This window comes from Agrobacterium burrii, assembly GCF_017313405.1.
GTDB classification, from domain to species: Bacteria; Pseudomonadota; Alphaproteobacteria; order Rhizobiales; family Rhizobiaceae; genus Agrobacterium; species Agrobacterium burrii.
Genome location: NZ_JAFLNA010000008.1, coordinates 244,458 through 256,743 on the forward strand (window position 1 = coordinate 244,458; position 12,286 = coordinate 256,743).

Sequence of the window (12,286 nt, forward strand, 5' to 3'; positions counted from 1 at the left end):
TAAATGACGACCGCAAACGATATCTTGAAGCAGATCAAGGACAACGACATCAAGTTCGTGGACCTGCGCTTTACCGACCCCAAGGGCAAGCTGCAGCACGTCACCATGGATGTGGTGTGCGTCGACGAAGACATGTTCGCCGATGGCGTCATGTTCGACGGCTCCTCGATCGCCGGCTGGAAGGCCATCAACGAGTCCGACATGGTGCTGATGCCCGATCCGGCTACCGCCCACATCGACCCGTTCTTCGCCCAGTCCACCCTGGTCGTCCTTTGCGACATTCTCGACCCGGTCTCGGGCGAAGCCTATAACCGCGACCCGCGCGGCACCGCCAAGAAGGCCGAAGCCTACCTCAAGGCATCCGGCATCGGCGACACCGTATTCGTTGGCCCCGAGCCTGAATTCTTCGTCTTCGACGACGTGAAGTACAAGGCAGACCCCTACAACACCGGCTTCAAGCTGGATTCATCCGAACTGCCGTCCAACGACGATACGGATTATGAAACCGGCAACCTCGGCCACCGTCCGCGCGTCAAGGGCGGTTATTTTCCGGTTCCGCCGATCGACAGCCTGCAGGACATGCGCTCCGAAATGCTGACGGTTCTGTCGGAAATGGGCGTCGTCGTCGAAAAGCACCACCACGAAGTGGCCGCCGCACAGCACGAGCTGGGCGTGAAGTTCGACACGCTGGTCTCCAGCGCCGACAAGATGCAGATCTACAAGTACGTCGTGCACCAGGTCGCCAATGCCTATGGCAAGACGGCAACCTTCATGCCGAAGCCGATCTTCGGCGATAACGGCTCGGGCATGCACGTGCACCAGTCGATCTGGAAGGGTGGCAAGCCGACCTTCGCTGGCGACGAATATGCCGGTCTGTCTGAAAACTGCCTCTTCTACATCGGCGGCATCATCAAGCACGCCAAGGCCATCAACGCCTTCACCAACCCCACCACCAACTCCTACAAGCGTCTGGTGCCGGGTTATGAAGCGCCGGTTCTGCTGGCCTATTCGGCCCGCAACCGTTCGGCATCCTGCCGTATCCCCTTCGGCTCCAACCCGAAGGCAAAGCGCGTCGAAGTCCGCTTCCCGGATCCGACCCAGAACCCCTATCTCGGTTTTGCGGCCATGCTGATGGCCGGCCTTGACGGCATCAAGAACAAGATCCACCCCGGCAAGCCGATGGACAAGGACCTTTACGACCTTCCTGCCAAGGAACTGAAGAAGATCCCGACCGTCTGCGGCTCGCTGCGCGAAGCGCTCGAAAGCCTCGACAAGGATCGCAAGTTCCTGACCGCCGGCGGCGTATTCGACGACGACCAGATCGACTCGTTCATCGAGCTGAAGATGCAGGAAGTCATGCGTTTCGAAATGACCCCGCATCCGGTCGAATTCGACATGTACTATTCGGCCTAAGTCGTCATCTGGACGCTCTGCAAGGTGTCCACTCCAGCCTGGCGGCCTCTCCGGAGGCCGCCGTTTTCTTTTGAAGCCCAGCCATAATCGCGAACAATGTCGAATAAGCCAGCCACTCAGCAAACCCGCGTCACGGACTGGCTCATCTTTCTGGCTGTGCCGTTCTTTTTCTCCAGCAACGTCATTTTCGGCCGCGGCGTCGTAGGTGAGGTCTCACCCTTCATCGCCGCCTTCATCCGCTGGATGGGATCGAGCCTCATCATCGCACCGTTCATGATCGCCGACTGGCGCAACTGCCTTATCTTCCTGCGCCACAAGACGCTGCTCTGGCTCGTTCTCGGCATTCTCGGCATGGGCATCTGCGGCGGCGTGGTCTATTGGGGCCTGACCATGACGACGGCTGCCAATGGCACGCTGATCTACACGACATCCTCGCTGTTCATCATTCTGTTCCAGCGCATCTTTCAGGGCCGCCGCATCAGAAAGCTCGAAGTCGCGGGCATGGTCATCGCCTTTGCCGGCGTGGCCGCAATCGTGCTCAAGGGCGATATCTCCGCTCTGTGGCACATGAATTTCAACATCGGCGATTTCGCCATACTGACGGCAGCCATCGCCTTTGCGATCTATTCGCTGCTGCTGCGCGATCCGGCGGCACGGCAGATGGCCTCCCTCAGCCTTTTTGGCCTGATCGCACTATCCGGCGCATTGGTTCTTTTGCCGCCAGCCGCAATGGAACTGGCGCAGGGCGGAATGCTGCCCACCACAGCGACGGCATGGGCGAAGATCGGCGGCATCATCCTCTTCGCCTCGCTGCTCGCCTTTTATTGCTTCACCCATACAGTGCGCGTTTTCGGCCCGGCCACGGCGGGCATCACACTCTATATGATGCCGCCGGTCTCGATCCTCATGGCGACGTTTTTCCTTGGTGAGAGCTTCGAGACCTACCACGCCATCGGCATCGTGCTGGTCACCGGCGGTGTCGTCATCGCCACCGCGCCGATCGGCCGCAAGGCCTGAGCGGCGTACGGCAAAAACAGCCTGATAGCCCCTAGCCCTTGATATTTGCTGCTGGACACCCAACTATTAGTGGGAAAGGAAGTTCATGCCATGAAACAAAGAGATGCAAAATTCACGCTTGGCGAGATCGTCCGCCACAGGGTATTTCCGTTCCGCGGCGTGGTCATCGACGTCGACCCGGAATATGCCAATACCGAGGAATGGTGGAACGCCATTCCCGCTGATATCAGGCCGGAGCGCGACCAGCCCTTCTATCATCTTCTCGCTGAAAACGAGGAGACGGAATATGTCGCTTATGTTTCCGAGCAGAACCTTGTCCATGATGAAAACGAGACGCCGCTCCGCAACCCCAATATCGGCCGCATGTTTGACAAGGCACCGAATGGCGAATGGCGTCCGAAGCTGTCAACCGCCCACTGACGCGGTTCCAGCAACACCGCCCACATGTCCCAAGGCATAAAAAAACCGGTCTGTTACCAGACCGGTTTTGTCGTTGTTGAAGCTTTCGCTAAGATCAGGGCTTCGGCGCGGTCTTGGCGGCGTCCTGAGCGGCTTCCAGCTTCTTGCGGGCCTCTTCGGCCTTTTTCTGCATGCCTTCCTGCAGGCTGCGCTGGCTTTCGGCCAGCTGCGACTGGGTGATGGCTGCACCGTCGTAAGCGCCGGTGAAACCGGAGAGGGCGATCTTGATGGGGTTCGGCGCGCGGCGGAAGTTGATCGAAGTGAAAACCACCTCGCTACCCTTCTTCAAGGAAGCGATCATGGCGTCCGTCAGCGGAACTTCGGCCGTGCACTTGTCGGGAAGGCAAACGGCGTAATCGAGCTTCTGGCCCTTGCCGCCGTCGATCTGCATCATCACACCCGGAGGAACGAGACGCGCGGTGGGAACGGAAACCTGAAGCAGCTTGCGGTTGACCTTGCCTTCGACGGTGATGAGGCCAACGGCGGTGATCATCTGGCCGTTCTGGGCAAGAACCACGTTCTGCACGACGCAGACATCGTTGTCTTCCTGCTTGGAGCAGGTCTTGAACCAGCCGAGCGGCGGAGCGCCAGCGCCCTGAGCGGCGGGAGCTGCATCCTGTGCCTGCGAGATGGCCGGAGCGGACACTGCGCCGAAAGAAAGGACCAGAGCGGACAGAGCCGTCCGGGTGAATGTGTTTGCCTTTTGCATCATAAGAGTTCCGTCTCCTGAATGTCTGCCGGAACAGAACCGCAAGTCCTGCTCGCCGATGGCGGTATCCTTCTGCCCGTTCAACTGTCGTTTAAATGAGGCAAATGCGTGACCCGTCTCTTCCGGCCACCCTGTTACATGCCGTTCGCGGCGATATCCAGCACTTCTTTAACTTTTTCTTGAGGTGGGCCAAGATTTCCCACCCTCGCATGGGTCCCGCCAAGGGCCTGTGCTACATATTTGCCAGAATCATAACGAAAAAGCCAAATCATGACGATAAACCGATCATCATGATAAATCGGACGGACAGTTGAGACAGGATAATAACATGCGCAACCTTGCGGCCCTCATCCCCGCATTGTTTCTTTTGGGTTCATCCCTGCTTCCCGCCGGGAGCGCCCAGGCGCAGCCGCTTCACGGCATTTCCATGCATGGCACACCGGCGCTGCCGGCGGATTTCCGGCACTTCCCTTACGTCAATCCGGACGTGAAAAAAGGTGGCCGCATATCCTATGGCGTCGTCGGCACCTTCGACAGCCTCAACCCCTTCGTTCTCAAGGGAATGCGCACCACCGCGCGCGGCGTCTGGGACCCGGAATTCGGCAATCTACTTTACGAACCGCTGATGCAGCGCTCCAGCGACGAACCCTTCAGCCTTTACGGCCTGCTGGCCGAAACCGTCGAGTGGGACGAGGAACGCACATTCACCCAGTTCAACATCAATCCGAAGGCAAAATGGTCGGATGGCGAGCCCGTGACGCCCGACGATGTGATCTTCACCTTCAACCTCCTGAAGGAAAAAGGCCGCCCGCCCTTCAATAGCCGTTTGGACGGCGTGGCAAAGATGGAAAAAATCGGCGATCACGGCGTCCGTTTCACCTTCAACGACAGGGCAAACCGCGAAACGCCGCTCATTCTCGCCTCCTCCACCCCGATTTTGCCGAAACACGCGATCGACCCGGAAAAATTCGAGCAGGCGGGCCTCGGCGCGGTTGTCGGCTCGGGTCCATACCGAATCAAGACGCTGCGGCCGGGAGAACGAATCACCTGGGAGCGGAACCCGGACTATTGGGGCAAGGATATTCCGAGCAAGGTGGGCTTTGAGAATTACGACGAGATCAGCGTCACCTATTTCCTGCAGGTCACCACCATGTTCGAGGCCTTCAAGAAGGGCGATATCGACATCTACCCTGAAGGCGACGCCATCAACGGCACCTCCGATACCTCGCATTGGGGGCAGGCCTATAATTTTCCCGCCGTGCATCGCGGCGATGTCGTCAAGGATGTGTTCCAGCCGCGCCTGCCATCCGGCATGTTCGGTCTGGTGTTCAACACCCGCCGCGCCGTCTTTGCCGATGAGAAGGTGCGCGAGGGCCTGTCCTACGCGCTCGATTTCGAGTGGATGAACAGGAACATTCTGGGCGGCGCCTTCAAGCGCACCCAGAGCTACTGGCAGAACTCGCCGCTCGGCGCTTATGGCAATGCCGCCGATGCGCGCGAACTTGCGCTGCTGGGCGACGCGGCGAAAACCATGCCGCCGGAGCTTTTGGCGGGAACCTATGCCATGCCGACCACCGACGGCACCGGCGCGGACCGCAAGGTGCTGAAACTGGCCGTTGATAAGCTGAAAGAGGCCGGATACAACATCAAAAACGGCAGGATGTCCGACGCCAATGGCCGCCAGCTCGCCTTCGAGATCATGACGCAGAACCCGGCGCAGGAGCGCATAGCGCTCGCCTATCAACGCTCCCTCAACCTGATCGGCGTCGCCATGGGCATCCGCTCGGTCGATGACGGCCAATATCAGGCCCGCTCGAACAGCTTCGATTACGACATGATCATCCGCTCCCTGCCCTCCTCGCTCTCGCCGGGCGCGGAGCAGCTCAACCGCTGGAGTTCGCTGTCGCGCGATGCGCAGGGCAGCTTCAACTATGCGGGTGCGGCCAGCCCCGACATAGACCGCATGATCGAGGCCCTGCTACAGGCCCGCTCGACGGAGGATTTCCAGGCGGCGGTGCGCGGTTACGACCGCCTGCTGGTCGCCGGCCACTATATCATCCCGCTCTATTACATCGGCGCGCAGTGGATCGCCCGCTGGAAATATATCGACCGCCCGGATATGACCCCGATATCAGGCAATCAGAAACAGACGTGGTGGGATGCGCGGGCGCAATAACCCCCTCACCGGTCCAGACAACGGAAGATAAAACCATGGAACGCATCGTCATCGACGTCGTATCGGATATGGTCTGCCCCTGGTGTTATCTGGGTAAGGCCAGGCTCGATCTTGCCATTGCCGAGGTACAGGACGAAATCAGCGTCGACGTAAACTGGCGCCCTTATCGCCTCAATCCGGACTATCCGCCTGAGGGCGTCGATCAGAAGGCCGCCCTTGAAGAGAAGCTCGGCAAGGACCGTCTTGAGCAGGCGCACGCCTCGCTGGTCGAACTCGGCAAACAGGTCGGCATCCACTATGATTTTGATGCAATCAAGATCGGCCCGAACACGCTCGACGCACACCGCCTGTCGCTCTGGGCGCATTCCGAAGGCCGCGACGTTCAGGAAAAGATCGTCACCGGGCTATTCAAGGCGAATTTCGAAGAAGGCCGCAATATCGGCGATCACGCCGTGCTGACCGATATAGCCGAAAAGGCCGGCATGGACGCCAAGGTGGTGGCGCGACTTCTGGCATCCGACGCGGACAAGGATACGGTCGTCGCCGAAATTGATGCGGCGCAGCAAATGGGCGTCGCCGGCGTGCCGTTTTTCATCCTCGACCAGAAATATGCCATCAGCGGAGCACAAACGCCTGACGTGTTGATTGCTGCATTGCGGGATATTGCAAAAATCAAGGCGGACGAGCATAAAGCGATGAACTGACGGTCAAACCACCGGCAGCTTACCCTAACCGATAAACTGTTGGTGTTTTCCCGTGTCGGACCAGACCCTGAAAGGCATTCTGCTTGCCTTTGCCGCCTTCGCTGCCTACGCATGGAGCGACGCGAGCGTTAAACTCATAGAAGGCCAGATTTCACCGATCGAATCGGCCTTCTTCGGCGCCGTCTTCGGCCTCGCCGCCCTGCCCTTCATCCGCAAGCGCAACGACCGCTGGGCGGATGTCGTCAAGACGACCAACCGCCCGCTCTGGCTCATCCGCTTTTTTGCTTCCGGCATCGGAGCGGTCGGCAGCGTCACAGCCTTCACGCACCTCTCCATGGCCGAAGCTTTTGCGCTGATCTTCCTTCTTCCTTCCTTCGTCACCATCATGTCGGTGGTGTTCCTGAAGGAACAGGTCGGCATCAAGCGCTGGTCGGCGGTCATCATCGGCTTCGTCGGTGTGCTGATCATTCTGAGGCCGGGTTTCCGTGAATTGGGCATCGGCCATCTCGGCGCTATCCTTGGTGGTTTGAGCGGCGCGCTGTCCATCGTGATCTTCCGCGCCATGGGACCGTCGGAAAAGAAATTGTCGCTTTATGGCGCCGGCGTGCTGGGCTGTCTGGCGATCAGCGGCGTTGCCATGATCCCCACCTTCGTTCTGCCAGGCGGTGAACAATGGCTGCTTCTGGCCGGTTACGGCCTGTTTGCGGCGGTCGGCAACGTGCTGATCATGTATGCCGCCCGTTATGCGCCTGCCGCCATGATCGGCCCGACACAATATAGCCAGATGCTCTGGGCCATCTTCTTCGGTTACCTGATCTTCGGCGACCATATCGACAGCTGGATGATGGTCGGCATCGCCCTCATCGTCGGTTCCGGCATGTTGACGCTCATCCGTGAAAAGCAGCGAAAAGTGCCGATGCCCGCCTCGATTGCCGCCACCGACCAGAACGTCGCAGTCGGCATCACACCGGAAGACGCGCCCAGAACCCTTTAGTTCCGGCGCGTTCTTCCATGGCTATTTTTGCGGTTGGCGGCGAAAGCTCAGTAGCAGACGCGCGCGCGGTACATATCGCCCCAGCTATTCTGCCGCCAGACGACGTGGCAACTCGGATATGCCGGCCGATAGATCACCGGAGGGCCGTAGACTGGCGGACCGTAAAATGGCTCGCCGTAATAAGGGCCGTCATAGGAATGCCGCGCCCCGGCAATGATAGCACCGCCGATAATGGCTCCGGCGATACCTGCGGCAATGCCGCCGCCGCCATGCCCGTGTCCGAAGTGGTTGCGTGCTTCCGCCTGGTTGGTGGTGGCAATTGTGGTGCCCGCAATTGTCAAAGCAACCAGACCTGCGGAGGCGAACCTGTTCATCCTGGTCCACATTGTCTTGCTCCTTCGTCGTCCGGCATGCGCATCATATTCGGCGCAATGCAGGAGATGGGGATAAGACTACGCCCGCTGAAGCTACCGGCGCATGTCCGTTTCATTACATCCCGGTAATGTTTGCGGAGCGTCGGGGCTGGGAGGTTCATGAAACAGATGGATGTAGGACGTTTCAATTTTCGTTTGCCCGGATGTGCTTTAGGTGTTGGCTTTCGGCAGGTTGTTTATTGACAGCGGGCCGAAGGCGCGCGGGGTTTACCCTCACGACGGAGCGCGTTGCGTTTGCGCGTCACCATTTGGCAGCGAACCGAAGGTGGGTGTGGCTTACCCCCCTCTGCCCTGCCGGGCATCTCCCCCACAAGGAGGGAGATCGGCAAGGGGCGTTACCGCCACTTCATTCTCAAGCTTCGAGATGGGCGAGACCTTGCCGCAGATCGATCTCCCTCCTTGTGGGGGAGATGCCCGGCAGGGCAGAGGGGGGTAAGCCACACCCGCTTCACTCTCAATGCCCTAACGCCCCCAATCTAGGACCGCGCCAGCTCCGCCAACTGCGTCATGATCATCGCCGCCCCCGCCAGCCGCTTCTCCGGCGTCGGCAGATCGCGGGTCAGGAACAGGCTGTGATCCGGGCGGATTTTCGCCATCGAACCCTGCTTGCCGATATAACCGACCAGCGCCGCCGGGTTGGGGAATTCCTTGTGGCGGAATTGCAGCACCACGCCCTTCGGCCCGGCATCCACCTTCTCTACATTGGCCGTGCGGCAGAGCGACTTGATGTAGACGATTTTGAGCAGATGCTGCACCTCTTTCGGCAACGGGCCGAAACGGTCGATCATTTCCGCGCCGAAACCGTCGATCTCGCCGATATCGGCAAGCTCGCCAAGGCGGCGGTAAAGGCCCATGCGCAGATGCAGATCGGGAACGTAATCTTCCGGGATCATCACCGAAGTGCCGACCGAGATTTGCGGCGACCAGCCGCTGTCCCGCACCTCTTCGTCACCCTTCACTTCAGCCACGGCCTCTTCCAGCATCTGCTGGTAAAGCTCGAAGCCGACTTCCTTGATGTGGCCGGACTGTTCCTCGCCAAGCAGATTGCCAGCACCGCGAATATCGAGATCGTGGCTCGCCAGCTGGAACCCTGCCCCCAGCGTATCCAGAGATTGCAGCACCTTCAGCCGCCGCTCGGCCATCGTCGTCAGCACCTTGTTGACCGGCAGGGTGAACAGAGCAAAGGCCCGCACCTTGGAACGGCCGACACGACCGCGCAGCTGGTAAAGCTGGGCAAGGCCGAACATATCGGCGCGATGCACGATCAGCGTGTTGGCGGTCGGCACGTCGAGCCCGGATTCGACGATGGTGGTCGATAGCAGCACATCGTATTTGCCGTCATAAAAGGCATTCATGATGTCTTCGAGTTCGCCCGCCGCCATCTGCCCATGCGCCACCGCCACCTTCAGCTCCGGCACATCCGAAGCCAAGAAGGCGTGAATATCGGCAAGGTCGGCAAGCCGTGGACAGACATAGAAACTCTGGCCGCCGCGATAATGCTCGCGCATCAAGGTTTCGCGGATCACCAGCGGATCGAACGGCGAAATGAAGGTGCGTACCGCCATGCGGTCCACCGGCGGCGTGGTGATGAGCGACAGCTCGCGCACGCCGGTCATCGCCAGTTGCAGCGTGCGCGGAATTGGCGTCGCCGAAAGCGTCAGCACATGCACGTCGCTCTTCAGCTCCTTCAGGCGTTCCTTGTGCTTGACGCCAAAATGCTGCTCCTCATCGATGATCAGCAGGCCGAGATTGGCGAAGTTGATGCCCGCGCCCAGCAGCGCATGGGTGCCGACGACGATGTCCGTCTTGCCATCGGCCACTTCCTTTTTGGTAAGCGCCAGCTCCTTGGTGCCGACAAGCCGCGAAGCCTGCTGCACGCGAATTGGAAGACCACGAAAACGTTCCGAAAAGGTGCGGAAATGCTGGCGCGACAACAGCGTGGTTGGCACCACCACCGCCACCTGTACGCCGTTCATGGCGGCGAGGAACGCGGCGCGCAACGCTACCTCGGTCTTGCCGAAACCGACATCGCCGCAGATCAACCGGTCCATCGGCCGCCCCGCGCCCAGATCGTCACGCACCGCCTCGATGGCGGTCATCTGGTCTTCGGTCTCGTCATAGGGGAAACGGGCGGCGAATTCGTCATAAAGCCCATCCGGGGCAACCAGCGCCGGCGCATGGCGCACCAGACGCGCCGCCGCAATGCGGATCAGCTCGTCGGCCATGTCGAGCAGCCGCTTCTTGAGCTTGGCCTTTCGGGCCTGCCATGCGCCGCCGCCCAGCTTGTCGAGCGTGGCTTCTGCCGCATCGGAGCCATAACGCGACAGCAGATCGATGTTTTCGACGGGAAGGAACAGCTTGGCGTCGTCGGCGTAGTGCAGTTCCAGACAGGCGCGCGGCGCGCCCGCCGCCTCGATGGTCTGCAAGCCAACAAAGCGACCGATACCATGTTCGGCGTGGACGACCAGCGAGCCCTCGTCCAGCCCCGCCACTTCCGAGATGAAATCCGCGCCGCGTTTGCGTCGTTTCGAGCGCCGGACCATGCGGTCGCCAAGAATATCCTGCTCGCCGATGACAGCAAGCATCCCGGTCTCAAACCCGGCTTCGAGGCTGAGCACCGTCGCGGCCGCCTCACCCTTGCCGAGCTTCTCCACCTCTTTCAGCGCCGTCACCGGCTTGATGTTTTCCAGCCCGTGCTCGTTCAACACCTGCAACAGCCGGTCGAGCGAACCCTCCGACCAACCTGTGATCAGCACCTTCCAGCCCTTGGCGCGGCGCTCGGCAATATGCTTCACCGCCAGATCGAAAACATTGATCCGTTCTTCGCTATTGCTTTCGCTCATTGGCCGCGCCCAGCGCGGGCCGACATGGGCATCCAGAGTCGCGACCGGATGACCTTCGCTGTCATGCTCGTTGAAAGGTGTCAGACGCACCGCATTGGCAGCGGCGAGCATCGCATCGAAGCTTTTGCCATCGAGATAGAGCTGTCCCGGCGATACAGGCTTGTAGGGCGCGCCCTGCGTGGAACCCTTGGTCTCACCTGATGCCCGTCGCGCCTCGTAATAATCGAGCACCAGCTTGGAGCGTTCCTTCGCCGCCTCCCGCGCCGTATGGTCGGTGACGATGCGGAAACCCTTCAGATAATCGAAAGCGGTTTCCAGCTGCTCGTAAAACAGCGGCAGCCAGTGCTCCATGCCGGCATAACGGCGACCTTCGGACACGGCCTGATAAAGCGCATCGTCGCGGGTCGCAGCGCCGAACAGCGACAGGTAATTCTTGCGGAACCGGCCTATCGTGTCCGGCGTCAGCGTCACTTCGCTCATCGGGTTCAAATCGAGCGAGCGGGCCTGGGCGATGGTGCGTTGGCTGGCCGGATCGAAGGTGCGGATGCTCTCCAGCGTATCGCCGAAGAAATCAAGCCGCACCGGTTCTTCGGTGCCGGGAACGAAAACATCCAGAATGCCGCCGCGCACGGCGAATTCACCGACTTCACGCACTGTCGCCACCCGGTCGAAACCATTGCGCTCCAGCCGCGCGGCGATCTCTTCCATGCGGATCTGGTTGCCGGGCTTTGCCGAAAAGCCGAGGTTGCCGATGATATCGCGCGGCGCCATCTTCTGCAGCATGGCGTTGACGGTGACGAGAACGATGGCCGGATGCGGCTTTTTTGCGTGAGCGATGAGACCGGAGAGTGCGGCAAGCCGCCGCGCCGAAGTGTCGGCGCTCGGTGACACGCGGTCATAGGGCAAACAGTCCCACGCCGGCAGCGTCATGACGGGGATGTCAGCCGCGACGAAACCGAGGACCTGTTCGAGATCGGCGGCCCGCTGGCCATCCGACATCACATAGGCGACCGACGTGCCCGCCCGCGCCATATCGGCAAGCAGCAGCGCTTCCATGCCGGAAGGCACATTTCCGATGGTCAGCGGCGTATCGGCCGACGTTACCAGCTTTGCATCGAATCCGGCTATCATGTTTCAGGCCTTCAGGGTTTCTGCTGTGACGAGATCGAAATCTGGACGGTAGGAAGCGATCTTTTCGAACAGCGGCGTCTGGAATTTTTCCGGCACCGGCTGCGCGCCCGTCACCATCTGGACGAGATCCTGATCCTCTTCCGCCATGATGACCTCCAGCTCATCGAGCTGTTCATCGGACAAGTTAGCGATATGGTCTTCCGCAAATTGCCCGAGTACCAGATCCATTTCGCGAATGCCCCGGTGCCAGCAGCGGTAAAGTATCCGCCGGCGTCTCGGATCGAGGTCGGCGCTCGTGCGCACCAGTCCAGTCATCGCATTCACCTTTCGGTTGGCTATTCAACAGGATGTTGACTGCGACCTCCTATAGAACAGGAGGCGAACGCTTGGGAACCGGTTTTTATCG

At 60.2% G+C, this 12,286-nt stretch carries 10 protein-coding genes; 6 read left to right on the forward strand and 4 right to left on the reverse strand.

Annotated elements, in window-relative coordinates:
• Positions 1 to 3: 3 nt before the first annotated feature.
• The 3 genes from glnA to hspQ all read left to right on the forward strand — a co-directional run bounded on the left by glnA (position 4) and on the right by hspQ (position 2,850).
• Complete coding sequence (gene glnA, locus JZX89_RS16515; RefSeq protein ID WP_149897384.1) at positions 4 to 1,413, forward strand: type I glutamate--ammonia ligase; 1,410 nt, start codon at positions 4 to 6, stop codon at positions 1,411 to 1,413.
• A 96-nt stretch (positions 1,414 to 1,509) separates the two neighbouring features.
• Complete coding sequence (locus tag JZX89_RS16520; protein WP_207134756.1) at positions 1,510 to 2,430, forward strand: DMT family transporter; 921 nt, start codon at positions 1,510 to 1,512, stop codon at positions 2,428 to 2,430.
• 90 nt (positions 2,431 to 2,520) lie between these two features.
• Entirely contained in the window at positions 2,521 to 2,850 is a 330-nt protein-coding gene (gene hspQ, locus JZX89_RS16525; RefSeq protein ID WP_207134757.1) for a heat shock protein HspQ, read from the forward strand.
• Between the two features lie 94 nt (positions 2,851 to 2,944).
• Here the strand turns inward: hspQ and JZX89_RS16530 are convergent, their stop codons facing one another.
• Positions 2,945 to 3,601 (reverse strand): invasion associated locus B family protein, encoded by a 657-nt coding sequence (locus JZX89_RS16530; RefSeq protein ID WP_207134758.1) that lies wholly within the window; start codon positions 3,599 to 3,601, stop codon positions 2,945 to 2,947.
• A gap of 325 nt (positions 3,602 to 3,926) precedes the next feature.
• On the opposite strand from JZX89_RS16530, the gene JZX89_RS16535 reads away from it, so the two are divergent.
• Genes JZX89_RS16535 through JZX89_RS16545 form a run of 3 tightly spaced genes read left to right on the forward strand, consistent with a single transcriptional unit; the run spans position 3,927 to position 7,472 of the window.
• Positions 3,927 to 5,774: an extracellular solute-binding protein gene (locus JZX89_RS16535; RefSeq protein ID WP_207134759.1), complete on the forward strand. Its 1,848-nt coding sequence runs from the start codon at positions 3,927 to 3,929 to the stop codon at positions 5,772 to 5,774.
• 35 nt (positions 5,775 to 5,809) lie between these two features.
• Positions 5,810 to 6,478: a DsbA family oxidoreductase gene (locus JZX89_RS16540; protein WP_207134760.1), complete on the forward strand. Its 669-nt coding sequence runs from the start codon at positions 5,810 to 5,812 to the stop codon at positions 6,476 to 6,478.
• Between the two features lie 52 nt (positions 6,479 to 6,530).
• Positions 6,531 to 7,472 (forward strand): DMT family transporter, encoded by a 942-nt coding sequence (locus tag JZX89_RS16545; RefSeq protein WP_207134761.1) that lies wholly within the window; start codon positions 6,531 to 6,533, stop codon positions 7,470 to 7,472.
• Between the two features lie 47 nt (positions 7,473 to 7,519).
• Here the strand turns inward: JZX89_RS16545 and JZX89_RS16550 are convergent, their stop codons facing one another.
• From JZX89_RS16550 to JZX89_RS16560, 3 genes are all read right to left on the reverse strand, one after another.
• On the reverse strand, positions 7,520 to 7,858 hold the full coding sequence (locus tag JZX89_RS16550; RefSeq protein ID WP_207134762.1) for a hypothetical protein: 339 nt from the start codon (positions 7,856 to 7,858) through the stop codon (positions 7,520 to 7,522).
• Positions 7,859 to 8,382: 524 nt separating this feature from the next.
• The gene (mfd, locus tag JZX89_RS16555; protein WP_207134763.1) at positions 8,383 to 11,880 is read right to left on the reverse strand and encodes a transcription-repair coupling factor; all 3,498 of its coding nucleotides are present in this window, start codon (positions 11,878 to 11,880) and stop codon (positions 8,383 to 8,385) included.
• Between the two features lie 3 nt (positions 11,881 to 11,883).
• A complete protein-coding gene (locus tag JZX89_RS16560) occupies positions 11,884 to 12,195 on the reverse strand; it encodes an FAD assembly factor SdhE (RefSeq protein ID WP_149897376.1) in 312 nt (103 codons plus the stop codon).
• Positions 12,196 to 12,286: the final 91 nt, after the last annotated feature.

Coding starts and splice junctions, on each gene's coding strand:
- JZX89_RS16535 (WP_207134759.1), top strand. CDS start 3,927: ATGCGCAACCTTGCGGCCCTCATCCCCGCATTGTTTCTTTTGGGTTCA.
- JZX89_RS16540 (WP_207134760.1), top strand. CDS start 5,810: ATGGAACGCATCGTCATCGACGTCGTATCGGATATGGTCTGCCCCTGG.
- hspQ (WP_207134757.1), top strand. CDS start 2,521: ATGAAACAAAGAGATGCAAAATTCACGCTTGGCGAGATCGTCCGCCAC.
- JZX89_RS16550 (WP_207134762.1), bottom strand. CDS start 7,858: ATGTGGACCAGGATGAACAGGTTCGCCTCCGCAGGTCTGGTTGCTTTG.
- mfd (WP_207134763.1), bottom strand. CDS start 11,880: ATGATAGCCGGATTCGATGCAAAGCTGGTAACGTCGGCCGATACGCCG.
- JZX89_RS16560 (WP_149897376.1), bottom strand. CDS start 12,195: ATGACTGGACTGGTGCGCACGAGCGCCGACCTCGATCCGAGACGCCGG.
- JZX89_RS16520 (WP_207134756.1), top strand. CDS start 1,510: ATGTCGAATAAGCCAGCCACTCAGCAAACCCGCGTCACGGACTGGCTC.
- JZX89_RS16530 (WP_207134758.1), bottom strand. CDS start 3,601: ATGATGCAAAAGGCAAACACATTCACCCGGACGGCTCTGTCCGCTCTG.
- glnA (WP_149897384.1), top strand. CDS start 4: ATGACGACCGCAAACGATATCTTGAAGCAGATCAAGGACAACGACATC.